Annotated in this window: 19 protein-coding genes; 13 read left to right on the top strand and 6 right to left on the bottom strand. The window is 74.2% G+C overall.

Features of this window, described 5'->3' with window-relative positions:
- Position 1 precedes the first annotated feature (1 nt).
- Together ABD363_RS25690 and rhaI are read right to left on the bottom strand one after the other, a co-directional pair.
- Positions 2-2,041: a bifunctional aldolase/short-chain dehydrogenase gene (locus ABD363_RS25690; RefSeq protein ID WP_344607625.1), complete on the bottom strand. Its 2,040-nt coding sequence runs from the start codon at positions 2,039-2,041 to the stop codon at positions 2-4.
- Between the two features lie 111 nt (positions 2,042-2,152).
- On the bottom strand, positions 2,153-3,313 hold the full coding sequence (rhaI, locus tag ABD363_RS25695) for an L-rhamnose isomerase (protein ID WP_344607627.1): 1,161 nt from the start codon (positions 3,311-3,313) through the stop codon (positions 2,153-2,155).
- Positions 3,314-3,602: 289 nt separating this feature from the next.
- On the opposite strand from rhaI, the gene ABD363_RS25700 reads away from it, so the two are divergent.
- The 9 genes from ABD363_RS25700 to ABD363_RS25740 all read left to right on the top strand — a co-directional run bounded on the left by ABD363_RS25700 (position 3,603) and on the right by ABD363_RS25740 (position 13,694).
- Complete coding sequence (locus ABD363_RS25700; protein WP_344607629.1) at positions 3,603-5,117, top strand: sugar ABC transporter ATP-binding protein; 1,515 nt, start codon at positions 3,603-3,605, stop codon at positions 5,115-5,117.
- 124 nt (positions 5,118-5,241) lie between these two features.
- A complete protein-coding gene (locus ABD363_RS25705; protein ID WP_344607631.1) occupies positions 5,242-6,282 on the top strand; it encodes an ABC transporter permease in 1,041 nt (346 codons plus the stop codon).
- Positions 6,275-7,285, top strand: a complete 1,011-nt coding sequence (locus ABD363_RS25710; protein ID WP_344607633.1) for an ABC transporter permease — start codon at positions 6,275-6,277, stop codon at positions 7,283-7,285. Before ABD363_RS25705 ends, ABD363_RS25710 begins: the two co-directional genes overlap by 8 nt.
- A 29-nt stretch (positions 7,286-7,314) precedes the next feature.
- Positions 7,315-8,397, top strand: coding sequence for a rhamnose ABC transporter substrate-binding protein (gene rhaS / locus ABD363_RS25715; protein WP_344607635.1), 1,083 nt, complete (start codon positions 7,315-7,317; stop codon positions 8,395-8,397).
- Positions 8,398-8,414: 17 nt separating this feature from the next.
- The gene (locus tag ABD363_RS25720) at positions 8,415-8,735 is read left to right on the top strand and encodes an L-rhamnose mutarotase (RefSeq protein ID WP_344607637.1); all 321 of its coding nucleotides are present in this window, start codon (positions 8,415-8,417) and stop codon (positions 8,733-8,735) included.
- Between the two features lie 16 nt (positions 8,736-8,751).
- Positions 8,752-10,170 carry a BNR repeat-containing protein gene (locus tag ABD363_RS25725; RefSeq protein ID WP_344607639.1) on the top strand — a complete coding sequence of 473 codons (1,419 nt, stop codon included), beginning with the start codon at positions 8,752-8,754 and terminating at the stop codon, positions 10,168-10,170.
- An 83-nt stretch (positions 10,171-10,253) separates the two neighbouring features.
- On the top strand, positions 10,254-11,279 hold the full coding sequence (locus ABD363_RS25730) for a LacI family DNA-binding transcriptional regulator (protein ID WP_344607641.1): 1,026 nt from the start codon (positions 10,254-10,256) through the stop codon (positions 11,277-11,279).
- Between the two features lie 98 nt (positions 11,280-11,377).
- Complete coding sequence (locus tag ABD363_RS25735; RefSeq protein WP_344607643.1) at positions 11,378-12,679, top strand: alpha/beta fold hydrolase; 1,302 nt, start codon at positions 11,378-11,380, stop codon at positions 12,677-12,679.
- A 289-nt stretch (positions 12,680-12,968) separates the two neighbouring features.
- Entirely contained in the window at positions 12,969-13,694 is a 726-nt protein-coding gene (locus ABD363_RS25740) for a DUF2470 domain-containing protein (protein ID WP_344607645.1), read from the top strand.
- Positions 13,695-13,790: 96 nt separating this feature from the next.
- Here the strand turns inward: ABD363_RS25740 and ABD363_RS25745 are convergent, their stop codons facing one another.
- Positions 13,791-15,041, bottom strand: a complete 1,251-nt coding sequence (locus ABD363_RS25745) for an FUSC family protein (RefSeq protein ID WP_344607647.1) — start codon at positions 15,039-15,041, stop codon at positions 13,791-13,793.
- A gap of 407 nt (positions 15,042-15,448) precedes the next feature.
- Here ABD363_RS25745 and ABD363_RS25750 point away from each other — a divergent pair, with 407 nt between their 5' ends.
- Positions 15,449-16,825, top strand: a complete 1,377-nt coding sequence (locus ABD363_RS25750) for an erythromycin esterase family protein (RefSeq protein WP_344607649.1) — start codon at positions 15,449-15,451, stop codon at positions 16,823-16,825.
- A gap of 11 nt (positions 16,826-16,836) precedes the next feature.
- Here the strand turns inward: ABD363_RS25750 and ABD363_RS25755 are convergent, their stop codons facing one another.
- Positions 16,837-17,331: an FBP domain-containing protein gene (locus ABD363_RS25755; protein ID WP_344607651.1), complete on the bottom strand. Its 495-nt coding sequence runs from the start codon at positions 17,329-17,331 to the stop codon at positions 16,837-16,839.
- 136 nt (positions 17,332-17,467) lie between these two features.
- Positions 17,468-18,118 (bottom strand): PAS domain S-box protein, encoded by a 651-nt coding sequence (locus ABD363_RS25760; protein ID WP_344607653.1) that lies wholly within the window; start codon positions 18,116-18,118, stop codon positions 17,468-17,470.
- Between the two features lie 151 nt (positions 18,119-18,269).
- Here ABD363_RS25760 and ABD363_RS25765 point away from each other — a divergent pair, with 151 nt between their 5' ends.
- The 3 genes from ABD363_RS25765 to ABD363_RS25775 all read left to right on the top strand — a co-directional run bounded on the left by ABD363_RS25765 (position 18,270) and on the right by ABD363_RS25775 (position 23,353).
- Entirely contained in the window at positions 18,270-21,440 is a 3,171-nt protein-coding gene (locus ABD363_RS25765; RefSeq protein ID WP_344607655.1) for a cytochrome P450, read from the top strand.
- Positions 21,441-21,754: 314 nt separating this feature from the next.
- On the top strand, positions 21,755-23,044 hold the full coding sequence (locus tag ABD363_RS25770; RefSeq protein WP_344607657.1) for an ROK family transcriptional regulator: 1,290 nt from the start codon (positions 21,755-21,757) through the stop codon (positions 23,042-23,044).
- Positions 23,045-23,107: 63 nt separating this feature from the next.
- Positions 23,108-23,353, top strand: a complete 246-nt coding sequence (locus ABD363_RS25775) for a hypothetical protein (protein WP_344607659.1) — start codon at positions 23,108-23,110, stop codon at positions 23,351-23,353.
- A gap of 75 nt (positions 23,354-23,428) precedes the next feature.
- Here the strand turns inward: ABD363_RS25775 and ABD363_RS25780 are convergent, their stop codons facing one another.
- The gene (locus tag ABD363_RS25780; protein WP_344607661.1) at positions 23,429-24,457 is read right to left on the bottom strand and encodes an SDR family oxidoreductase; all 1,029 of its coding nucleotides are present in this window, start codon (positions 24,455-24,457) and stop codon (positions 23,429-23,431) included.
- Between the last annotated feature and the right edge of the window lie 122 nt (positions 24,458-24,579).

A 24,579-nucleotide genomic window follows, 5' to 3' on the forward strand; every position in this document is an offset into this window, starting at 1 on the left:
GTCACCGCAGGAAGGCGGCGGCGACGCCGGCGTCGACCGGGACGTGCAGGCCGGTGGTGTGGGTCAGGTCGCCGCCGGTGAGCGCGAAGACGGCGTTGGCGACGTGCTCGGGCAGCACCTCCCGCTTGAGCAGGGTGCGCTGGGCGTAGAACTCGCCGAGCTTCTCCTCCGGCACCCCGTACACGGCCGCGCGCTGCGCGCCCCAGCCGCCGGCGAAGATCCCCGAACCGCGCACCACGCCGTCCGGGTTGACGCCGTTGACCCGGATGCCGTGCTCGCCCAGCTCGGCCGCCAGCAGCCGCACCTGGTGCGCCTGGTCGGCCTTGGTGGCCGAGTAGGCGATGTTGTTCGGCCCGGCGAAGACGGCGTTCTTGGAGGCGATGTAGACGATGTCGCCGCCCAGCCCCTGCGCGATCATCACCCGGGCCGCCTCGCGCGAGACGAGGAAGGAGCCGCGGGCCATGATGTCGTGCTGCAGGTCCCAGTCCCTGGCGGAGGTCTCCAGCAGCGGCTTGGAGATGGAGATGCCGGCGTTGTTGACCACCAGGTCGACCCCGCCGAAGGCCAGCACCGCCGCCTCGAACGCCTCGGCGATCTGCTCCTCGGAGGTGACGTCCACGGTCACGGCGACGGCCCTGTCCGGGCCGCCCAGCTCCTCGGCGACGGCGGCGGCGTTGTCCCCGTTCAGGTCCGCGACGACGACGCACGCCCCCTCGGCGACCAGCCGGTGCGCGATCGCCTTGCCGATCCCGCTGCCCGCGCCGGTCACCAGCGCCACCCGCGTCGCCAGCGGCTTGGGCTTCGGCATCCGCCGGAGCTTGGCCTCCTCCAGCGCCCAGTACTCGATGCGGAACTTCTCCGACTCCTCGATCGGCGCGTACGTCGACACCGCCTCGGCGCCCCGCATGACGTTGATCGCGTTCACGTAGAACTCGCCGGCCACCCGGGCGGTCTGCTTGTCCTTGCCGAAGCTGAACATGCCGACGCCCGGCACCAGCACGATCGCCGGGTCCGCGCCGCGCATCGCGGGGGAGCCGGGCTCGGCGTGCCGCTGGTAGTAGGCGGCGTACTCCTCGCGGTAGGCGGCGTGCAGTTCCTTCAGCCGGGCGATCGCCTCGTCCAGCGGGGCGGCCGGCGGCAGGTCCAGGACCAGCGGCCGGACCTTGGTCCGCAGGAAGTGGTCCGGGCAGGAGGTGCCCAGCGCGGCCAGCCGCGGGTGCTCGGCCCGCGCCAGGAAGTCGAGCACGACGTCGGAGTCGTCGAAGTGCCCGACCTGCGGCCTGTCCTGCGAGGCGACGGCGCGCACGTACGGCGCGAGGGCCGCGGCCCGCTCCCGCCGTTCGGCCTCGGGCAGCGGCTCGTACCCCTCGATCACCGGGCCGAACGGCTCCGGCCTGCCCCGCTCGGCGAGGAACCGCTCGGCGGTGCGGATGATGTGCAGCGAGTTGCGCTCGCACTCCTCGGAGGTGTCGCCCCACGCGGTGATGCCGTGCCCGCCCAGGATGCAGCCGACGGCCTGCGGGTTGGCCTCCTTCACGGCCGCGATGTCCAGTCCGAGCTGGAACCCGGGCCGCCGCCACGGCACCCACACCACGGTGTCGCCGAAGCACTCGGCGGTCAGCTTCTCCCCGTCGGCCGCGCAGGCGAGCGCGATCCCGGAGTCGGGGTGGAGGTGGTCGACGTGCGCGGCCTCCACCAGCCCGTGCATGGCCGTGTCGATGGAGGGGGCCGCGCCGCCCTTGCCGTGCAGGCAGTAGTCGAACGCGGCGACCATCTCGTCCTCGCGCTCGACGCCCGGGTAGACGTCCTTGAGCGCCCGCAGCCGGTCCAGCCGCAGCACGGCGAGCCCGGCCTCGGTGAGCGTGCCGAGGTCGCCGCCGGATCCCTTGACCCACATCAGTTCCACGTCGCCACCGGTGACGGGGTCGGTGCCGGTGCCCTTGGCGGAGGCGTTGCCGCCGGCGTAGTTGGTGTTCCGGGGGTCGGAGCCGAGCCGGTGCGAGCGGGCGAGGAGGGCGGCGGCTTCGGGATGGGTTGCCATGGGTTTCGGTTCCCTTTCAGGAGAAGAGGCGTGGACAGGGGCGCGGGGCGCCGGGGAGGTGCGGCCGCGCCGCGCGGGCGCGGCCGGCGCGGGACAGGCTCCGGCGGGCGCTCACGCCCCCCACCCGGCCTGCTGCCCGCCGACCCGCTCGGCGGCGATCTTCTCGGCCCACCCGGACCGCCGGTAGGCGGCCATCGGGTCGGGGTCCAGCCCCATCTCCTCGCGCACCTCGGCCAGCAGCGGCCGCACGTCCGTGTTGTAGGCGTCCATCAGCACGGCGTTGGCGCCCAGCACGTCGCCCTCCCGCTGTGCGGCGTCCAGCGCCTCCCGGTCGACCAGCAGCGCCTTGGCGGTGGCCTCCTGCACGTTCATCACCGACCGGATGATCGCCGGGATCTTCGCCTCGATGTTGTGGCACTGGTCGAGCATGAACGCCACCTGCGGCGAGAACCCGCCCCCGCGCACCACCTCGTACATGATCCGGAACAGCTGGAAGGGGTCGGCGGCCCCGACCATCAGGTCGTCGTCCGCGTAGAACCGGGAGTTGAAGTCGAACCCGCCGAGCCTGCCCTCCCGCAGCAGCGTCGCCACGATGAACTCGATGTTGGTGCCGGGCGCGTGGTGCCCGGTGTCGACGACGACCTGCGCCTTCGGGCCGAGCCTCAGGCAGTGCGCGTACGCCGTGCCCCAGTCCGGCACGTCCGTGGTGTAGAAGGCGGGCTCGAAGAACTTGTACTCCAGCAGCATCCGCTGGTCGTCGCCGAGCCGCTCGTACACCTCGGCCAGCCCTTCGGCCAGCCGGTCCTGCCGGGCCCGGATGTCGTCCTGCCCGGGGTAGTTGGTGCCGTCGGCGAACCACAGCTTCAGGTCCTTCGAGCCGGTGGCGTCCATGATGTCGACGCACTCCAGCAGGTGGCCGAGGGCCTTGCGGCGCACGGCCGGGTCCGGGTGGCAGATGCTGCCCAGCTTGTAGGCGTCGTCCTGGAAGGTGTTGGAGTTGATCGCGCCGAGCCGCACCCCGCGCTCCTCGGCGTACCGGGCCAGCGCCGCGTAGTCCTCCACCCGGTCCCACGGGATGTGCAGCGCGACGGTCGGCGCGACCCCCGTGAACTCGTGCACCTTGGCCGCGTCGTCCAGTTTCTCCTGCGGGGTGCGCGGCACGCCCGGTTGCGCGAACACCTTGAAGCGCGTTCCCGAGTTCCCGTACGCCCACGACGGCGTCTCGACTGCCTGGGTCTTGAGAGCGGCCTTCACCGCGGCGAGCTCGGTCACTTCGGGGCTCCTGTGACGTCCGGTCGGAAAGGGGGGTGCTGACGGATCAGCTGAACGGCTTCGTCATGAAACGATTCAAGGGCCGAAGCTATGAGCCCCCCGCAGGGGTGTCAACCCCTGTGACCGAGCCGCTTCCTCGTGACCTGCGCGTGACCTTCGGGCATCGAAAGTTTTTCGATACCGACCCATTGACGTGACATGGGCCGCATGCCTAACGTCCCGGCAACCAAGTTGAAACCTTTCACGACGCCGTGAGGGCCGTCCCGCCGGCGTCGTCGAGGAGCCCCCCATGACCCACCCGTCCACCACGGGTCCGGCCCCGGTCCTGGCGCTCAGGGACATCTCCAAGTCCTTCGGCGCGGTCCGCGCCCTGCGGGACGTCTCCCTGGAGCTGTTCCCCGGGGAGGTGCACGCCCTCGCCGGGGAGAACGGCGCGGGCAAGTCGACCCTCATCAAGACGCTCGCCGGGGTGCACCGGCCGGACGCCGGCCAGGTGCTGCTCGACGGTGAGCCGGTCGTCTTCTCCGGCCCCGGCGACGCCCGCGACGCCGGCATCGCCGTGATCTACCAGGAGCCGACCCTCTTCCCCGACCTGTCGATCGCCGAGAACATCTTCATGGGCCGCCGGCCCAGGCGCACCCTCGGCCGCATCGACCACAAGGCCACGCACGCCGCGACGGTCGCCCTGATGCGGCGGCTCGGCGTCGACCTCGACCCCGACCGGCCCGCCCGCGGCCTGTCCATCGCCGACCAGCAGATCGTCGAGATCGCCAAGGCGCTCTCCTTCGACGCCCGCGTCCTGATCATGGACGAGCCGACCGCCGCCCTCACCGGCAGCGAGGTCGCCCGTCTCTTCGGCGTCGTGCGCACCCTGCGCGAGCAGGGCGCCGCGGTGCTGTTCATCTCGCACCGGCTGGAGGAGATCTTCCAGATCTGCCGGCGGGTGACCACCCTGCGCGACGGCGCCTGGATCGCCAGCGAGCCGCTGGCGGGCATGACCGAGGACGACCTGGTCCGCCGCATGGTCGGCCGCGACCTCGACGAGCTGTACCCCAAGCAGGCGGTGAGCCCCGGCGAGGTCGCGCTCAGCGTGCGCCGGCTGACCCGCGAGGGCGCCTTCACCGACATCTCCTTCGAGGTGCGGCGCGGTGAGATCGTCGGCCTCGCCGGACTCGTCGGCGCCGGACGCACGGAGGTCGCCCGGGCCGTGTTCGGCATCGACCGCTGGGACGCCGGCGAGGTCGAGGTCGACGGGCGCCGCCTCACCAACGGCGCCCCCTCCACCGCGATGGCCGCCGGACTCGCCCTCGTCCCGGAGGACCGGCGCGCCCAGGGCCTGGTGATGGACATGTCCATCGAGCGGAACATCGGCCTCACCGGCCTGCGCACCACCGTGAGAGCCGGGCTGATGGACCGGCGCGCCGAACGCAGCCGCTCCCTGGACTGGGCGGTACGGCTCCAGGTGAAGTACGCCCGGATCGCCGACGCCGTCTCCACCCTGTCCGGCGGCAACCAGCAGAAGGTCGTCCTCGCCAAATGGCTCGCCACCGGCCCCAAGGTGCTGATCGTGGACGAGCCGACCCGCGGCATCGACGTCGGCACCAAGGCCGAGGTGCACCGGCTGCTGAGCGAGCTGGCCGCCGACGGCGTGGCCGTCCTGATGATCTCCTCCGACCTGCCGGAGATCCTCGGCATGGCCGACCGCGTGCTGGTGATGCACGAGGGCCGGCTGACCGCCGAGATCCCGCGCTCCGAGGCCACCGAGGAGACCGTGATGGCCGCGGCCACCGGGAGGGCCGCGTGAGCCGGAGACACCGCCCACGCCCGCCGGGCGGCGGGGGAGCACGCGCGGCCGCCGGGCCGCGGACGAGCACGATGCCCGCGCCCGCGCGCCGCGCGGGCGCGGAAGCGAACGAAAGGAGGACGGCATGACGGTCACCGCTCCGGACCGCACCCCCGTCACCGACGTGCCCCGGTCCAGCGGCACCCGGCTGGTCGACCGCGTCTTCAGGATGCGCGAACTGGCCATCCTCGCCGTCCTCCTGGTGATGATCGTCGTCACCCAGCTGGGCAACAGCGAGTTCCTGTCCGAACAGGGCATCAAGGACCTGCTGCTGAACGCGACCATCCTGGTGCTGGTCGCCACCGGCCAGTCCCTGGTCGTCATCACCCGCAACGTGGACCTGTCGGTCGGCTCCGTCCTCGGCATCAGCGCCTTCGCCGCCGGCACCTACCTCCAGGGCGGCGGGGACTCCGTGCCGGCCGTGCTGCTGGCGGTCCTGACGGGGGTCGGCTTCGGCCTGCTCAACGGCCTGCTGGTCAGCCTCGGCCAGGTGCCCGCGCTGGTGGTCACCCTCGGCACGCTCTACATCATCCGCGGCATCGACTCCATCTGGGTCGGCTCCCGCCAGATCACCGCGGCCGACCTGCCCGGCTCCTTCGTCGACTTCGGCTCCGGCGGCGTCCGGGCCGTGCCGTACCTGGCGCTGATCGCGCTCGCCGTGCTGGTGGCCACGGCCTACTACCTCAAGCACTTCGGCAGCGGACGCGAGCTGTACGCGCTCGGCTCCAACCCCGAGGCCGCCCGCCTCGCCGGCATCCCGGTGCGCAAGCGGATCCTCGCCGCGTACACCTTCTGCGGGGCGCTCGCCGGACTCGCGGGCGCGCTGTACCTGGCCCGGTTCGGCAACGTGGACTCCGGCACCGGCAACGGCTACGAACTCACCGTCGTCAGCGCGGTCGTGGTCGGCGGCGTGGTCTTCACCGGCGGCTCCGGCAGCGTCTACGGCGCGGCCCTCGGCGCGCTGCTGCTGACCTCCGTCAACAGCGTGCTGCCCGCCCTCGGCGTCAGCTCCGTGTGGGTGCTGGCCATCAACGGCATCCTGCTCATCTGCGCCATCGCGGTCGACCGGGTCGTCGCGCTGCGCGTGGCCTCCGCCCTGAAGAAGAGGAACGCCCGCCATGCCTGAGTCCGTCATGCGCGCCGTCCGCTGGGACACGGTCGTCGGCGCCCTCCTCGTCGTCGTCCTGCTGCTCTCCTTCGGCTTCGTCGACGGCTTCGGCAACGCGCTGAACCTGTCGTTCCTGATCGGCAACACCCTGCCGATCGCGCTCATCGCCCTGCCGATGACGATGCTCGTGGTCTGCGGGGAGATCGACCTCTCGGTCGCCTCGACGGCCGGCCTGTCCGGCGCGGTGATGGGCGCCCTGTGGAACCAGGGCATGGCCATCGAGGCGATCATCCCGGTCTGCCTGCTGCTCGGCGTGGTCTGCGGCCTGGTCAACGGCCTGCTGGTGACCAGGCTCGGGCTGCCCTCGCTCGCCGTCACCATCGGCACCCTCGCCGCCTACCGGGGCATCGCGCAGATCGTGCTCGGCTCCGACGCGGTGACCGACTTCCCCGCCCCGTACCTGGACTTCGCGGCCGGACGCATCGGCGACACCTTCGTCCCCTACGCCCTGCTGCCCTTCCTGGCCCTGCTCGCCGTCGCCGTGGTCGCCCTGCACGCCACCCCGTTCGGGCGGTCGCTGTTCGCGATCGGCGCCGGCGAGGAGGCCGCCCGGTTCGCCGGCGTCCGCGTCCGGCGGCAGAAGCTGATCCTGTTCACCGCGACCGGCCTGATGGCCTCCCTCACCGGCGTCTTCTGGGCCCTGCACTACGCCAGCGCCCGCTACGACAACGCCACCGGCCTCGAACTGTCCGTCGTCGCCGCGGTGCTGCTCGGCGGCATCGACTTCGACGGCGGCAAGGGCACGCTCGGCGGCGCGATCGCGGGCGTCTTCCTGCTCGGCGCGCTGCAGAACGTGATGAGCCTGCAGGACGTCTCCGCCCAGTCGCAGATCGTCGTCACCGGCGTCCTGCTCGTCCTGTCCGTGCTCGGCCCCCGGGTCGCACGGCAGGTCTCCGCCGCGAGGGCCGGGCGCCGAGCCGCCTCAGCGCCGGTGTCCAAGGCACCTACGCCGACCTCGTAAGCCCGCTCCCACCCTCGTAAGGAACCGCCATGCGCAAGCCGCCCCTCCGCCGCACCTGCGCGGCCCTCGCCGCCGTCACCTCCCTCGCCCTGGCCGCCACCGCCTGCGGCGGCACCACCAAGGAGGACGTGAAGAACGAGGGCGGCGCCGCCGCCACCGCCGGCAAGGCCGACCCGAACGCGGCCACCAAGAAGGGCCTGACCGTCGGCTTCCTGCCCAAGCAGGTCAACAACCCCTACTTCACCACCGCCGGCCAGGGCGGCGAGAAGGCCGTGAAGGAGCTGGGCTCCACCTACAAGGAGGTCGGCCCGTCCAGCGCCACCGACACCTCCGGCCAGGTCTCCTACGTCAACACGCTCACCCAGCAGCAGGTCGACGCGATGGCCGTCTCCGCCCAGGACCCCGGCGCCCTGTGCACCGCGCTCAAGCAGGCCATGAACAACGGCATCAAGGTCGTCACCTACGACTCCGACACCAAGCCGGAGTGCCGCAACGCCTTCATCTCGCAGGCCTCCGCCGAGGACCTGGGCCGCACCGAGGTGCAGCTGCTCGCCGAACAGATCGGTCACAAGGGCGAGATCGCGATCCTGTCCGCCGCGCAGACCGCGACCAACCAGAACACCTGGATCGAGTTCATGAAGAAGGAACTCGAGGACCCCAAGTACAAGGACATGAAGCTCGTCGAGATCGCCTACGGCAACGACGACGCGCAGACGTCCTTCCAGCAGACCCAGGGCCTGCTCCAGGAGCACCCGAACCTGAAGGGGATCATCTCCCCGACCACCGTCGGCATCAAGGCCGCCGCCCAGTACCTGTCCGGCTCCAAGTACAAGGGCAAGGTCAAGCTGACCGGCCTCGGCACCCCCAACGACATGCGCAAGTACGTCAAGAACGGCACCGTCGAGGCGTTCGAGCTGTGGGACCCGGCCAGGCTCGGCGAACTGGCCGGGCGCACCGCCGTCGCCCTGGCCTCGGGGCAGATCACCGGCAAGGAGGGCGAGACCTTCCGGGCCGGCGCCATGGGCGAGTACACCATCGGCGAGGACGGCGTGATCAACCTCGGCAAGCCGACCGTCTTCGACGCGAAGAACATCGACGACTTCGACTTCTGACCCGGGAGCGGTACTTCATGCAACGCGTCTGTTTCCTGCTCAAGGTCCGCGAGGACCGGATCGCCGAGTACCGCGAACGCCACGCCGCCGTGTGGCCGGAGATGCGCGAGGCGCTGACGGCCACCGGCTGGCACAACTACTCGCTCTTCCTGCGCGACGACGGCCTGCTCGTCGGCTACCTGGAGACCGAGGACTTCGAGGCCGCGCGGGCCGCGATGGAGGCCACCGAGGTCAACGCCCGCTGGCAGGCGGAGATGGCGCCCTTCTTCGAGGCCCTCGACGGCGCCCGCCCCGACGAGGCGATGAAACCGCTCACCGAAGTGTTCCACCTCGACTGATCCGGAGGACGCGCCCATGAGACGACGCAGTGTGCTGACGACCGCCGTGCTCGCCACGGCCGCGCTGGCGGCCCCGGGCACGGCGCGCGCCGCCGCCCCCGGCCCGTCGGTCACCCGGACCGGCACCACCCTGCTGGACGACCGGGCGATCTACTTCGTGTCGTACGACGGCCTGGTCAACAACAACTCCTTCCAGAAGAACGGCCTGCTGACCTACCGGGGCCACCAGTACGCCGCCTGGTACACCGCCGACCGCAACGCCGTCGTCGGCCGGCGCGCGCTCGGCGCGAGCACCTGGCAGACGGTCCGGGTCGGGCACACGCTGCGCTACGACGACTCCCACAACGTCGTCTCCATGGGCGTCTCCCGGACCGACGGCCGCCTCCACCTGCACATGGACTCCCACAGCGACGGCTTCACCTACGTCAAGTCCGTCGCCGGGCTCCTGGACGACCCCGCCGGCCTGAGCTGGACCACGAGCCGCTTCGGCGCCCCGCAGTCCACCCTCGACGGGCTGACGCTCACCTCGCAGTTCACCTACCCGCAGTTCGTCGCCACCCCCGAGGGCCGGCTCCAGCTCAGCTACCGCGCCGGCGTCTCCGGCAACGGCCGCAACGCCCTCGCGGAGTACGACGGCGCGCGGTGGACCGCACTGGGGGAGTGGACGTCCGCCACCGGCAACTACACCAGCGAGCACGGCTCCTCCACGGCCCGCAACATGTACCTGCACGGCATCGACTACGACGTCCGCGGCCGGCTGCACGCCTTCTTCACCTGGCGCGAGCAGAACGCCGCCGTGATGTGTTCCCGCGGCGGCATCACCAACCACGACACCGGCTACGTCTACTCCGACGACCGCGGACGCACCTGGCGCAACCACGCCGGCACCGTCGTCGGCACCACCGGAGGACCCGACCGGGTCTCCGTCACCGACGCGGGCCTCGTGGTGGACCCGCTGAACCCGGACCACTCCCTGATGAACCAGGAGAGCCAGGCCACCGACTCCGCCGGCCGCCCGCACGCGATCATCTCCTACGTCCCCGGCCGCTTCGGCCGGTGCACCACGGACTACGTCGCCGACCGCACCGCGCACGGCCGCGCCTTCCACCTGCGCCGGACCGCCTCCGGCACCTGGCGGAAGACCGAGATCCCCGTCCCGCCGAACTCCAGCCAGCGCACCAAGCTGGTCCTGGACCGGTACGACAACGCGTATGCGATCCTTCCCTTCGGCCGCATCGCCGGCGCCTCCGCGGCGTCCGGGCACACCGACTGGAAGCTCCTGTTCGACGGCGGCGGACTCGACGCCTTCGGCGAGGTCGTGGTCGACGAGACGCGCGTCGCGCAGGACGGGGTGCTGTCGTTCCTGTACCAGGAGAGGTCCAGCGGAACCACGCCCTCGGCGCTGCGCGTCGTCGACTTCCGGCTGCCCGCGTGATCCGCGATCGTGCCGAACGGGTGCGCGAGTAAGGTGAAGGCGCACCCGCCGCCCCTCAGTGAAGCCCTGGAGGTCCCTGCCCGATGGCCCAGTCGGTGGGTATCAAGGACGTCGCCCGCGCCGCCGGAGTCTCCGTCGGCACCGTGTCGAACGTCATCAACCGTCCGGACACGGTCGCCGCCGAGACCCGTGCGCGCGTGCTGTCCGCGATCGACCGGCTCGGCTACGTCCGCAGCGAGTCCGCGCGCCAGCTCCGCGCCGGCCGCAGCCGGATCATGGGACTGCTCGTCCTCGACATGGGCAACCCCTTCTTCGTCGACGTGGCGCGCGGCGCCGAGCGGGCCGCGCGCCAGGCCGGACTCGGCGTGATGGTCTGCAACAGCGCCCAGAGCACCGGCGAGGAGGCCGAGTACCTGTCGCTCTTCGCCGAGCAGCGGGTGCGGGGCGTGCTGCTGACCCCGGCCGACGCCTCCGGGCGCAACATCGAGACGTTCCGGCGGCACAACATCCCCTTCGTCCTCGTCGACCGGGTCGCCGAGGGCGCCGCCGGGTGCTCGGTCTCCGTCGACGACGTCGCGGGCGGCGCCCTGGCCGTGCGCCACCTCGTCGACGCCGGGCACCGCTCCATCGCCTACGTCAGCGGGCCGCCCGGCCTCAACCAGGTCCGCGACCGCCGCACCGGCGCGCTGAACGCGCTCGCCGAGGCCGGCCTCGGCCCCGACGCGCTGCGCGAGCTGCCCACCGAGCGGCTGGACGTGGCCGCAGGCCGGGACGCGGGCGCCCGTCTGCTCGGCCTCGCCGACCGTCCCACCGCCGTCTTCTGCGCCAACGACCTGCTCGCCCTCGGCGTCCTGCAGGCCATGTACGCGGCCGGGGTCGGCGTCCCCGACGACCTCGCGATCGTCGGCTACGACGACATCGAGTTCGCCGCCGCGGCGGCCGTCCCGCTCACCTCCGTACGGCAGCCCGCCGTCACCATGGGCGCCCTGGCCGCCGAGCTGCTGCTGGAGGAGACCGAGGCGGGGAGCGGGGCGAGGACCCACGAGCACCGGCGGGTGGTGCTCCAGCCCGAACTGGTGGTGCGCCGCTCCAGCCTGTCGGCCCGCTGACCGGGCGTCCGGCACGTGGGTGCGCCGCGCGGTCGGCCCCCGGCGAGGGTGTGCTGAACTGGGACACGGCCTGAAAACCGTCCGTCCCGGGAGCCCCGTTGACCGTCAGCTACCGCCAGCCCGGCGTCGTCCTCACCGACCACCGCTTCACCGTGCCCCTCGACCACGACGACCCCGCGGGCGAGACGATCGAGCTCTACGCCCGCGAGGTCGTCGCGAGCGACAAGACGCACCAGGACCTGCCGTGGCTGGTCCACCTCGCGGGCGGCCCCGGCTTCGGGGCCGCCCGTTTCGTCGGCCGGCAGGCCTGGCTCGGCCGCGCCCTGGAGGAGTACCGCGTCCTGCTCCTCGACCAGCGCGGCACCGGCGCCTCCACCCCCGCCAACCGGCAGACCCTCCCGCTGCGCGGCGGTCCCGCCGAACAGGCCGACTACCTCACGCGTTTCCGCGCCGACGCCATCGTCCGCGACTGCGAGGCGATCCGCCCGCAGGTCACCGGCGGCGCCCCCTGGACCGTCCACGGCCAGAGCTTCGGCGGCTTCTGCACCGTCAGCTACCTGTCCCTGGCCCCCGAGGGCCTCGCCACCGCCCTGATCACCGGCGGCCTGCCCGCCCTGGACGCCCACGCCGACGACGTCTACCGGGCCGCCTACCCGCGCATCGAACGCAAGGTCGCCGCCCACTACGCCCGCTACCCGCAGGACGTCGAGCGCGCCCGCCGCATCGCCGACCACCTCCTCACCCACGAGGTGGTCCTGCCCGGCGGCTACCGGCTCACCGTCGAGGCCTTCCAGTCCCTCGGCATCCTCCTGGGCAGCGGCGACGGCAGCCACCGCCTGCACCACCTGCTGGAGGACGCCTTCGTCCGCACCCCGCAGGGCTTCGCGCTGGCCGACGCCTTCCAGGAGCAGGTCCAGGGCCTGCTGTCGTACGCGGGCCACCCGCTGTACGCGCTCGTCCACGAGGCGATCTACGCCCAGGACGCCCGGCCCACGGCCTGGTCGGCGGAGCGGGTCCGGTCCGAGTTCCCGCAGTTCGACGCCGCCAAGGCCCTCGCGGGCGACGAACCGCTGCTGTTCACCGGCGAGTCGGTCCACCCCTGGCTGTTCGACTGCGACCCGGCGCTGCGCCCGCTGCGCGAGACGGCGGAGCTGCTCGCGGCCCGCACCGACTGGCGGCCCCTGTACGACCCGGCCCGCCTCGCCGCCAACGAGGTGCCGGTCGCGGCGGCCGTCTACCACGACGACATGTTCGTCGACACCGCCCACTCGCTCGCCACCGCGCGGGCCGTCCGCGGGCTGCGCACCTGGGTGACGGACGAGTACGAGCACGACGGCGTACGGGTCGACGGCCCCCGCGTCCTGGGCCGGCTGCTCGCGCTGGCCCGGGGCGAGGTCTGACACCGGAGCCCCGGGCCGGCGCGGACCCGGCCCGGGGCGAGGCCCGCGACCGGCGTGTCCGGACCCGGCCACGCGGTCCCGTGCCCGGCGCGCCCGGACCCCGCCGGGTGTTCCCGTCGTCCGGGCGGGACCCGGGGGCCCGCGGGGCCCGTCGGGGGTCTCGTCCTCCCGCGCGGGGCTCCTCGCGCGCCCTCGCGTTCCGGAAGGCCCCGCGAAGACCGCAGCGGCCGGTTGGCGCACGCCGTGATCTCCGCTAGGTTAGGCAAGGCTTACCTAAGGGAGGTATGGGATGGGTGACAGCCACACCTGGACGGCCGCGCCTGCCGCGGCGGAGCGGGCCCGTTCGGTGCTCGCCACCGCGTGGTCCTGCGCGGTGACGGCGGAGGGCTGCCGCGAGGAGTTCGCCGGCGCGCACACCGTGGCCGAGGACGGCCGGGTGCTCCTGCGCGTGCCCGAGGACAGCGCCCTGCTCGCGGCCGCCGTCTGCGCGCCCCGCGGCGAGCCGTCCGCCGTGCTGGAGTTCGCCGACGTCTCACCCGTCCCCGTCCGCCACCGGATCCGCGCCCGGCTCCGGCTCGCGGGCTGGTTCGCCGCCGAGGACGACCGGCTCGCCTTCCGGGCCACCCGGGTGGTGCTGCGGCAGCCGTCCGGCGCCGTGGTCGTCGGCCTCGACGAGTTCGCCGGCGCCGCGCCCGACCCGCTGGCCGCGGCCGAGGCCGGACTGCTGACCCACCTCGCCGACCGCCACCCCGACGCCGTCGAGCGGCTCACCCGCCTCGTCGACCGCGCCGCCCTGCACGGCGCGGTCCGCGTCCAGCCCCTCGCGGTCGACCGGCACGGACTGACGCTGCGCATCGAGCGGGCCCGCACCCACGGCGACGTACGGCTGCCGTTCCACCAGCCGGCCGACACCGTCGCACAGCTCACCGAGCGCGTGCACGTGCTGCTCGGGCGGGCGAGCGCCGCCTCCTGCCCCCGTGCGCTCCAGCGGCAGCGCACGGACGGCGACGGGTGAGGCGGACGGCCCGCCGCCGCGCGGCGCGCCCCGCCCGCGGGGAACACGCCGAGCGGGCCGGACAGGCCGGGGCCGCCGGGCGGTCCCGGCGGCCCGTCAGGGGGAACGGCGCGCGGCGGCGGCGCGGTTCCGTCCCGGCCGCGGAATCCGTACCCGTTCCCGCAGCTTGGTCAGCCGCGGCAGGCGTTCCCGCTGCTCGCGGGTGTGCCGGTCCAGTTCCTCCAGCAGCCGGCGCGAGCGGTGCTCGGTGTCGAGTTCGTCGAGGATGCGGTTGACCTCGGTCAGGACCGCCCCGTGCAGCTGCCACCGGCGGGCGTCGCGCCGTATGTCGTCCAGGAGCAGCTGGGCCAGCTTGTCGCGGGTGGCCGCGGCCTGCCGCAGCTCGGCGGCGAGCCGGTCCTCGGCCGACTCGGCGTTCTCGCTGACGCTGGTGGTGACCAGCACCGCGAAACTGACCACGGCGTCGGAGATCTCGGCCAGCAGCTGCTCCACGGCGGCGCCCGTCTCCGGCGTGAACAGCGGCTCCGGGTCGCGCTCCTTGGCGAGGTCGGTGAAGGTGCGCGCCAGCACCCGCAGCACCACCGTGCAGATCTCCAGCGTGTCCAGGCCGGTGCGCAGCACCACCCGGTGCAGCAGGCCCTCGCGGACGCGGGGGTTGAGCCGCAGACTGTCCTCGGCCTGCCGCAGGGCCGCGTCCACCTCGACGATGTCGTGGTCCAGGCGCCGGGCCTCGTGCAGCCGTGCCGCCGCGCGGTGCACGGGCGTGCGGCCCGCGGCCTCCTCACCCATGCGCAGCATCAGCTGCCGCACCCGCCGGGCCAGTCCCTCGATCGACTCGCCCGCGTGCTCCACCCACACCGGCGGGGCGAGGAGCAGGTTGAAGGCGAGTCCCACGACCGCGCCGATCAGCGTCTCCAGGATCCGGGCCCACGCGGTGTCCCCGATGGAGGTGACGCCCAGCACCAGCATCGCGCTGATCGCCACCTCGGGCACGTACTCGTCGACGCGCACCAGGTGGCCCACCCAGAGGGAGGCCACGATCAGCAGCGCGAGACTCCACCAGGTCAGGCCCACCAGCAGGCTGAAGGCGATGGCGACGAGAACCCCGGTGACGACCGCGTTCACCCGGCGGATGCCGTTGGTGAGCGTGGCGTACAGGGTCACCTGGACGACGAGCAGCGCGGTCAGGGGCGCGGTGAGGGGGGCGGACTCCGGGCTCAGGCGCAGCGCGATGACATAGGCGATCGTCGCCGCGGCGGCCGATCGCAGCGCCTGCACGACGACGGGGTCCCGGCGTCGCTTGACGTACCGTACGGCCGACTCCGTCCACTCACGTACCTCTCGCATCCTCGGGCTGTTCCCCTTCCCCCGGGGTATCGAACATATTCGGACAGGACGGTAACCGGACGCACGAAGCCGGAACCGTCCTCCCCGCGCGGGCGGCCGGGCCCCGCGGCCTCGGCCGCCGAATCCGGCGGCCCGGGACGACGGCCGGGCGGACGGGCCGGACCAGGCGTTCGCCGCCCCGAGGGGCGGCCGGCGGCGGCGCGGCCCCGGCCCGCCGGCCGGCCGGCCGGACAGCCGGTCCGCCGGCGGACCCGGCGGCCGCGCCCGCTCGTGCCGCCACCGCCGCAGCGAATCGGCCAGGACCGCACCCTGGGGGAAACCCCCGCCGCCCACCCGTGGTTCTCCGCACCCGGGGACGGCGGCCCGCACCATGGCGCCCGGGCCGCCGCGGTCGACAGCCTGGAACCATGCGACAGCACCGGACCGGAACCGCTCTGACCCTGCTCGTCACCCTCACCGCCGTGACGGCCGGCGCCCAGGCCGTGGCCGCTCCGCCGGCCCCGCCCGGCCCCCGGGCCGTGGCCGCCCCGTCCGCTCCGTCCGAGGCGGCGGTCGTCGAGGCGCTCGACCGCGCCGCCCACCCGCTGCGCACCGTCGAACCCGGCGGCGGCACCCGGGACCTGCGCGCCCTGGACCGGATGATCGGCGACGCCTCCGTGGTCGGCCTGGGCGAGGCCACCCACGGCTCCCACGACTTCTTCGCCCTCAAGGACCGCGTCTTCCGCCACCTCGTCGAGGAGAAGGGCTTCCGCACCTTCGCCCTGGAGGCGCCCTGGAGCACCGGCCTGCGGCTCGACGACTACGTGGTGCACGGCAAGGGGGACCCGCGGCGCATCATGAGCGAGGAGTTCCAGCGCGACTACCTGTGGTGGAACAACGCCGAGTACCTCGGGCTCGTCGAGTGGATGCGGGCGTACAACGTCCGCCACCCCGAGGACCCCGTCCGGTTCATGGGCGACGACACCGGCTGGACCGGACCCGAGCTGTACGACGAGGTCACACGGTACGTGGCCGCCGCCCGCCCGGAGCTGAGCGCACGCTTCGCCGAGCTGTACCGCGGGCTGCGGCCCACCACGGCGACCGGGCGGTACATCGAGGAGTACCTGGACAAGCCGTACGCCGAGCGCAAGGAGAGGGCGGACCGCACCGGCGAGGCCCTGCGGCTGCTGAAGCGGCAGGGGCCGCGCGGCGACCGGGAGGCGTACGACCGGGCCGTGCAGCACGCCACCGCGATCGACCGGACCGCGCGGCAGTACGCCTTCGACCTCGACGACCCGGCCCAGGCGGCGGAGGCGATGCGCTACCGGGACGAGGCGATGGCCGCCAACGTCCTCTGGTGGCAGCGGCACACCGGCACGAAGGTGCTGCTGTCCGCGCACGACGCCCACATCGGCCTGCTGTCGAGCGACCCGGCCCGCTACCCGAGGATGCAGGGCGAGTTCCTGCGGGACGGCCTCGGCGCCGGGTACGTCGGCGTCGGCGTCACCTTCGGCCGGGGCTCGTTCAATGCCACCGGCCCCGACGGCGCCGTCCGCCGCTGGACCCTGGGGCCGGCCGGGCCGGGCAGCAACGAGCACACCCTCGACCGGGTGCGCCACCGCGACTACCTGGTCGACCTCAGGACCGTCGGCTCACCGGCCCGCGCGTGGCTGAGGCAGGCGCGGGAGACCCGCAGCATAGGCACCGGCTACCCGGACGGCCCGTACGACATCGCGCTCGCCCGCACCTACGACGCGCTGATCCACCTGCACCGGGTGGAGGCGGCGCGCCTGCGGGACCGCTGACCGGCGCGCGGTCAGGCGTACAGCTTGTCGAGGAAGGCGGACAGATTGCCCGTGGTGCGGGCGATCTGCTCCTCCAGGGTCAGGCTCTCCTCGTACCGGACCCCGGTCTCCGGGAGCTTCCTGCCGCGCACGTACAGGGAGCAGGCGAGGTCGGTGCACATGTACAGGCCCACCGAGTTGCCCTCGCGGCCCGCCGGGCCCGCCTTGCGCGCGGTCATCAGCGACACCCCGCCCCGCGGATGGGTGGTCAGGCACAGCGCGCACATGCTGCGGTGCAGGAAGCCGCGCTGGGCGGGCTGGAAGCGCAGCGCCACGCCGACCGGACGCCCCTGGCGTTCGGCGACCAGATAGCTGCGGTCGGGCGCCCCGGGATCCCGCCAGCCGAGGAAGTCCAGGTCGTCCCAGGGACGCTCGGCGAGATCACGGGGCACGGCCAGACGCTTGGCATCGCCCTTGGAGCAGTTGATGAACGAGTCGCGGATGTCCTGCTCGGTGAGTGGTCTCATGCGGGCCTCCCGGAGATCGGAACCTAGGGACCCTAGGTTTTCGCCTAGAGTACGTAGCCGTGGTGGGGGAGGCCAGCGGTTTTCGGGGAGGCGGCGAAGACCCCGCCCGCCCGGCGCGCCGGAGAGCGGCCACGGCCTACTCCGCGCCCGCGGGCGCCGGCGGCCACACGCCCGGCGCGAGGACGCCCAGCGCGTAGGCGCGGGCGACCAGCTCGGTGCGGTTGGCCGCGCCCCAGCGCGCCGACAGGCGCCGCAGGTGGTACGTCACCCCGTCCGCGGTGAGGCCGGTCTCGCGGGCGGCGCGGGCCGTGGTGGCGCCCCCGGCGAGCAGCGCCAGGATGCGGGCCTCGACCGGCGCGACCCGCGCCGGCGCCCGCCCGGCCGGTCCCCGCCCGCCCGGCTCGCGCCCGCCCAGCACCCGCAACATCACCAGCAGCGCGGGCGTGTCCTCCACGGTGTCGCTGACCGGGTCCGCCGTCAGCTCCCCGTACCGCTGCCCGCCGCCGGGCGCCGCCCAGCGCACGGCCACCTGGTAGCGCGACCGGTGCCGCAGCCGCAGCGCCTCGGCGATCCGCTCCACCTGGGTCGCCTCCCGCGGGCGGAACAGCTCCAGCACGTCCCGGCCGCGCAGCCGCCCCGGCGTGGTGCCGCACTCCGCCGCCATCGCCGGGTTGGCCAGCAGGACCGCCCCGTGCACGTCGCACACCGCGACCGGCACCGTGACCCGGTCGAAGAGCGTCAGAGCGCGGTTGCGCCACCGCACGGCCTCCAGCCGGTCCGCGTCCACCTGCACCTCCTGCCACGACCTGCCGCGACACGCAAGGGCGACACGCCTGCGTGTACTACACAATCATGTAGGGCGACGGCGTGGCCCGCGGGGTCCCGTGGAGCACGCTGGAGCGCGGCAGATCCGTATCGCGAAAGGCAGTTGCCGCGTCATGTCCTCCACCGTGCCGCACCCGCGGACCGCACCCGCCCGCTCCGGCGTGCCCGTCGTCGACGTCTCCGCCACCGGCCCCGGCCGCACCCCGATCCAGCAGGCCATGAACCTGATGCGGGAGCACGGCCCGGTGCTGGTGCGGCGGCTGCACGGCCGGGACACGCTGTTCGTCGCCGACCTCGGCCTCGTGACCGAGCTCGCCGACGACCGGCGGTTCGCCAAGCACGTCGGGCCCGCCCTGGAGAACGTCCGGGAGTTCGCCGCCGACGGCCTGTTCACCGCGTACAACGACGAGCCCAACTGGGCCAGGGCGCACGACATCCTGATGCCCGCCTTCGCCCTGGGCTCGATGCGCACCTACCACCCGGTGATGCTGGAGGTGGCCCGCCGGCTCATCGACGGCTGGGACCGCGCCGCCCGCGCCGGACGGCCCGTGGACGTCCCCGACGACATGACCCGGATGACCCTCGACACCATCGGACTCGCCGGGTTCGGCTACGACTTCGGCTCCTTCACCCGGGACGAGCCGCACCCCTTCGTCGAGGCGATGGTCCGCTGCCTGGAGTGGAGCATGACCCGCCTCGCCCGCACCCCGGGCGAGGACCACACGGCGGCCGACGCGGCCTTCCGGGCGGACGCCGCCTACCTTGCACAGGTCGTCGACGACGTGATCGCCTCCCGCACCGGCACCGGCCGGCGCGACGCCACGGACCTGCTCGGCCTCATGCTCACCGCCCGGCACCCGGCCGACGGCACGGCACTCGACGCCGCCAACATCCGCAACCAGGTCATCACCTTCCTGATCGCCGGCCACGAGACGACCTCCGGCGCGATGTCCTTCGCGCTGTACCACCTGGTCAAGCACCCGACCGCGCTCCGGCTGGTCCAGCGCGAGGTGGACGCGCTGTGGGGCGACCGGGCCGACCCGGAGCCGACCTACGAGGACATCGGCAGGCTCACGTACACCCGGCAGGTGCTCAACGAGGCGCTGCGGCTGTGGCCGACCGCCGCCGCCTTCAGCCGGCAGGCCCGCGAGGACACGCTGCTCGGCGGGCGGATCCCGCTGCGCGCCGGGCAGGGCGTGGTGGTGCTGACCCCGATGCTGCACCGGCAGCCGGTCTGGGGCGACAACCCCGAGCTGTTCGACCCCGCCCGCTTCGCCCCCGAGGCGGAGGCGGCGCGCCCGGTGCACGCCTTCAAGCCGTTCGGCACCGGCGAACGGGCCTGCATCGGACGGCAGTTCGCGCTGCACGAGGCGACCATGCTGCTGGCGATGCTCGTCCACCGCTACCGGCTGCACGACCACGCCGGCTACCGGCTCACGGTGAAGGAGACCCTCACCCTCAAACCCGACGGCTTCACCCTGACCCTCACCCCGCGCACCCCCGCCGACCGCGTCCACTCCCCGCTGCCCGGCGCGGCCGCCGGCCCGCGGCCCGCCGCGGACACGGCCGCCCCGCCCGCCCGCGTCCGCCCCGGCACCGGCGTCCTGTTCCTGCACGGCAGCAACTACGGCACCTGCCGCGAGTTCGCCGCCCAGCTCGCCGACGAGGCCGCCGCGCTCGGCTGCGAGACCCGGGTGGCCCCCCTCGACGCCTGCGCCGGGGACCTGCCCACCGACCGGCCCGTCGTCATCACGGCCGCCTCCTACAACGGCCGCCCCACCGACGACGCCACCGCCTTCGCCGCCTGGCTGGAGGGCGCACCGGACCTGACGGGCGTCACGTACGCCGTCCTCGGCGTCGGCGACCGCAACTGGGCCGCCACCTACCAGCACGTCCCGGCCCGGATCGACGACCGCCTCGCCGAGCTCGGCGCCACCCGGCTGCTCGACCGCGCCGCCGCCGACGCCTCCGGCGACCTGGCCGGCGCCGTCCGCGACTTCGCCGCCCGGCTGCGCACCGCCCTCCTGCACCACCACGGCGACCCGGACGCCACCGCGCCCGGCGGCGGCCCCGCCGCGGCGTACGAGGTCCGCGCCCTGACCGGCGGCCCGCTGGACGCGCTCGCCGAGCGGCACGGCCTGGTGCCCATGACGGTGACCGAGGCGTACGACCTCACCGCCCCCGGCCACCCGCGCCGCAAGCGGTTCGTCCGCCTGGCCCTGCCGGACGGCGTCACCTACCGCACCGCCGACCACCTCGCCGTCCTGCCCGTCAACGCGCCCGGCCTCGTCGAACGCGCCGCCGCCGCGTTCGGCGTCGACCTCGACACCGTGCTGGACATCCGCGCCACCCGCCCGCGCCGCGCCGGCCTCGCGGTGGACCGGCCGCTGACGGTGCGCCGGCTGCTGACGCACCACGTCGAGCTGCAGGAACGCCCGAGCGCCGGACAGCTCGCCGTGCTCGCCGCCGCCCACCCGTGCCCGCCCGAACGGGCGGCGCTCGCGGCCCTCGCCGACGACCCGCGCACCCTCGTGGAGATCGTCGAGGACCACCCCGCCCTGCGCGGCGCCCTGGACTGGCCGCGCCTGCTCGACCTGCTCACCCCGATCCGCCCCCGCCTCTACTCCATCTCCTCCTCGCCCGCCGTCGACCCCGGCCACGCGGACCTCATGGTCTCCCTGCCGAAGGTCCCGGCCCGCTCCGGCAGGGGCACCTACCGCGGCACCGGATCCGGCCACCTCGCCGCGGTCCGGCCCGGCGACACGGTGTACGCCCGCGTCCAGCCCTGCCGGGAGGCCTTCCGCGTCGACGGCTCCGCCCCGGTCGTGATGATCGCCGCGGGCACGGGCCTGGCTCCCTTCCGCGGCGCGATCGCCGACCGCACGGCGGCCCTCGCCGAGGGCGCCGAACTTCCGCCCGCCGTCTGCTACTTCGGCTGCGACGCACCCGACGCCGACTTCCTGCACGCCGACGAGCTCCGCGCCGCCGAGGCCGCCGGGGCCGTCTCGCTCCGCCCCGTCTTCAGCGCCGCCCCCGAGCGCGGTCTCACCTTCGTGCAGCACCGGATCGCCGCCGAGGCGGACGAGGTCTGGGCCCTGCTGGCCGCGGGCGCCCGGGTGCACGTCTGCGGCGACGGCGCCCGCATGGCGCCGGGCGTGCGGGAGGCGTTCCGTACCCTGTACCGCAAGCACACCCCGGCCGCCGACGAGGCGCCCGCCGAGGAGTGGCTCGACGGGCTGATCGCGGCCGGACGGTACGTCGAGGACGTGTACGCGGCCGGCTGACGCGGGGGAGGGACGGACGCACGGTGACGGACCCCTGGGAACGGCCCGGCACGTCCCCGCGGCGTCCGGCCCGCGTCCGGCCCGCCCTCCGCCGCGCCCCGCTCCTCGGCCGCGCCGGCCGGGACGCCCCCGCCGGGCGGCGGCGAGGAGCAGGGGCGCCGGGCCCGGCGGACGGGCGCCCCGCACCTGGCGGCGGCGCTGGAGAGATCCGGGGCCCGCTTAGTTCACAGCATGAATTAAGAGGTTGAGAAAAGTCGCGCCGGACCGCTCCGCAGAGGTATGTTGCAGGTCGGACAGGGTTCGGAGGGAGCCATATGGCGGGGCGGAACGGGCGCACGGTGCGCGACCTCAGACGGGCCAACCGTACGGTCGTCCTGCAACGGCTCTACTTCGACGGGCCCCTCAGCCGCTTCGAGCTCGGCCCGGCCACCGGCCTCAGCTCCGGTTCGGTCAGCAACGTCGTCGCCGATCTGATCGCCGACGGGCTGGTCGAGGAGGCCGGCAGCGTCGACTCCGACGGGGGCCGCCCGCGCACGCTGCTGCGCGTGGCGCCCGGCAGCGGCCACATGATCGGCGTGGACGTCGGCGAGACCCGGGTGCGGATCGAGCTGTTCGACCTCACCCTCACCGAACTCGCCCGCGCCGAGCGGCCGCTCGCCCAGCAGCGGTACGACGTCGGGGTCATCGTCGGTCACATCCGCGACGGCATCGCGGAGGTCCTCGCCGCCGCCGGCGTCGCACCGGACCGGCTCCTCGGCGCCGGCGTCGGCGTGCCCGGCATCGTCGAGCGCACCCCGGACCGCGGCGCCGTCGTGCACGGGCAGACCATCGGCTGGGACGCGGTGCCCCTGGAGGCGCTGCTCCGCTCCGGTTCCCAGCTGCCCGACACGGTCCCGTACCTCATCGACAACGGCGCCAAGACCCTCGGCCAGGCCGAGATGTGGTTCGGCGCGGGACGCGGCGCCCGCAACGCCCTGGTGGTGCTGTTCGGCTCCGGCGTCGGCGCCTGCCTGGTCACGCCCGAGGTGGAACACGGCCGGGCGGTCGAATGGGGCCATCTGACGGTACGGGTCCGCGGGCGCCGCTGCCGCTGCGGTGCGCTCGGCTGCCTGGAGGCGTACGCGGGCGCCGAGTCGCTGCTCGCCCGCTGGCGCGAGGAGGGCGGGCGTCCGCCGGAGGGCACCGACGAGGAGACCGCGCTCACCGCGATGCTCGCCGCCGCCTACCCGCCGGACGGCGGGACCCCGGACGAGGTGGCGCTCGCCGTGCTGGAGGAGACCGCCGAGTACCTGGGCGCCGGACTGTCCGACCTGATCAACCTCTTCCAGCCCGAGCGCATCCTCATCGGCGGCTGGGCCGGTCTCCAGCTCGGCGCCCGCTTCCTGCCCGCCGTGCGCCGGCACGCGATGTCGTACGCGCTGCGCCACCCCGCCGAGAAGGTGACCGTCGACCTGGGCCGGCTCGGCCCCGACGCGGTCACCGTCGGCGCGGCGATCCTGCCGCTCGCCGACTTCTTCGCCCGCGGCGGCCGGCGCCCCGAGCCCGCCCCCGAGTACCCGGTGCCCGCCTGGCGCACCGCGCTGCGGGAGCGGGCGCCGCGCTGAGGTTTCGCCGGTCACCGCGGAGGTACTCGCCCCACCCTTCGAAGCACGTGAAGGGAGTACGTCGTGACCGACCACCGACTCGAAGGGCCGGGGGAGAGCGGCGGGCCCGTTCCGCGGGACATGCAGGACCAGCAGGCGCACGCCGGCGAGGACCCGTGGGAGGCCGCCCCCGCCCGCGCGCAGGACGACACCGAGGAGCAGGACGAGAGCCTGCCCGACACCGACGAGTCGGGCACGGGCCGGCGGGGCGCCCCGCACTCGGGCGCCGCGCACCCGGAGCACCCCGTGCCGGACGAGTCGACCGGCTGACGCCGTCCGTCCCCCTCGCGCCACCGCCCCGGCCGCAGCGGCCGGGGCGGTGGCGCGAGACGGACGCCGCGGTGGTCAGCCGGCCTTGCCCGCGTGCAGCGGCGCCGTCCGCGCCCCCGCGCCCTCCCGCAGTCCCGCCAGGAACTCCTCCAGCACCTCGGTCGCCGTACGCTCCGGGCGCCAGCCCAGCTCCGTCCGCGCGCGGGTGCAGTCCATCAGCGGCAGCCGCAGGACCGCGTCGAAGAGGTGCGGCGAGGCGGGCAGCAGGTGCAGGCCCCACGCGGCGGCGATCGCCGAGCGGGCCGCGGTGCGGGGCAGCCGCACCGTGCGGGTGCCGAGCATCTCGCCCAGCAGCTGCGCGTCGACCGGCGGCTCGGCGGCCAGGTTGAAGGGGCCGCGGGCCTCGGAGCCCACCGCGAGCAGGAAGGCCCGGGCCGCGTCGTCGGTGTGCAGCACCTGCGCCCGAAGCCCCGGGACGTCCGGCAGGAAGGGCAGCAGCTCGGGGCGGATCAGCGGGCCCGGCAGGAACCGGCCGCCGAAGATCCGCCGCTGCTCGCTCGCCGACTCCCGCTTGAACAGGAACGCGGGCCGCATCCGCACCACCCGGACCTGGGGATGCTCGTGCTCGAAGATGTCCAGCGCACGCTCCAGATAGGCCTTCTCCCGGCAGTACGCGGCGTCCGGCCAGCCGTGCGTCGGCCAGGACTCGTCCACCGCGTGGCCCTTCGGCCCGGGCGAGTAGGCGCCGACCGACGAGGCGTGCACCAGCGTGGGCACACCGGCCGCGGCGACCGCCTCGAACACGCGCAGGGAGCCGAGGACGTTGGTGCGCCAGGTCGTCACCGGGTCGTGCGTCGGCTGGAACGCCCACGCCAGGTGGATCACGGCGTCCGCCCCGGTGAACTCCCCGGTCGGGTCGGCCTGCTCGGACGCCAGGTCGACGGTGGACCAGTCCGTCTTCGGCGGCGACCAGGCGGGGATCCGCCGGGCCAGGCCCCGCACGGACCCGACGGCGGGATCCTCCGAGAGGAGACGCACCACGCTGGTGCCCACGTTGCCGGTGGCGCCCGTGACCACGACCTTGCTGCCCGTTCCGCTGCTCACCTTCCGCTCCTCTCGGCCGGTTGCCCTGGCGGGCCGACCGAGTACCCCGGCCGGGGGAGATGCACGCGGAGGGCCGCGGGGGAACGGACCGGCCCGGTGGGCGCACGGACCCGGCGAAGGCT

Source organism: Streptomyces glaucus, assembly GCF_039533365.1.
Lineage (GTDB): Bacteria > Actinomycetota > Actinomycetes > Streptomycetales > Streptomycetaceae > Streptomyces > Streptomyces glaucus.

Bases quoted from the DNA above. Each gene is read 5' to 3' on its own strand.
- ABD363_RS25690 (WP_344607625.1), bottom strand. From the start codon at position 2,041: ATGGCAACCCATCCCGAAGCCGCCGCCCTCCTCGCCCGCTCGCACCGG.
- ABD363_RS25700 (WP_344607629.1), top strand. From the start codon at position 3,603: ATGACCCACCCGTCCACCACGGGTCCGGCCCCGGTCCTGGCGCTCAGG.
- ABD363_RS25705 (WP_344607631.1), top strand. From the start codon at position 5,242: ATGACGGTCACCGCTCCGGACCGCACCCCCGTCACCGACGTGCCCCGG.
- ABD363_RS25710 (WP_344607633.1), top strand. From the start codon at position 6,275: ATGCCTGAGTCCGTCATGCGCGCCGTCCGCTGGGACACGGTCGTCGGC.
- rhaS (WP_344607635.1), top strand. From the start codon at position 7,315: ATGCGCAAGCCGCCCCTCCGCCGCACCTGCGCGGCCCTCGCCGCCGTC.
- ABD363_RS25720 (WP_344607637.1), top strand. From the start codon at position 8,415: ATGCAACGCGTCTGTTTCCTGCTCAAGGTCCGCGAGGACCGGATCGCC.
- ABD363_RS25725 (WP_344607639.1), top strand. From the start codon at position 8,752: ATGAGACGACGCAGTGTGCTGACGACCGCCGTGCTCGCCACGGCCGCG.
- ABD363_RS25730 (WP_344607641.1), top strand. From the start codon at position 10,254: ATGGCCCAGTCGGTGGGTATCAAGGACGTCGCCCGCGCCGCCGGAGTC.
- ABD363_RS25740 (WP_344607645.1), top strand. From the start codon at position 12,969: ATGGGTGACAGCCACACCTGGACGGCCGCGCCTGCCGCGGCGGAGCGG.
- ABD363_RS25745 (WP_344607647.1), bottom strand. From the start codon at position 15,041: ATGCGAGAGGTACGTGAGTGGACGGAGTCGGCCGTACGGTACGTCAAG.
- ABD363_RS25750 (WP_344607649.1), top strand. From the start codon at position 15,449: ATGCGACAGCACCGGACCGGAACCGCTCTGACCCTGCTCGTCACCCTC.
- ABD363_RS25755 (WP_344607651.1), bottom strand. From the start codon at position 17,331: ATGAGACCACTCACCGAGCAGGACATCCGCGACTCGTTCATCAACTGC.
- ABD363_RS25765 (WP_344607655.1), top strand. From the start codon at position 18,270: ATGTCCTCCACCGTGCCGCACCCGCGGACCGCACCCGCCCGCTCCGGC.
- ABD363_RS25770 (WP_344607657.1), top strand. From the start codon at position 21,755: ATGGCGGGGCGGAACGGGCGCACGGTGCGCGACCTCAGACGGGCCAAC.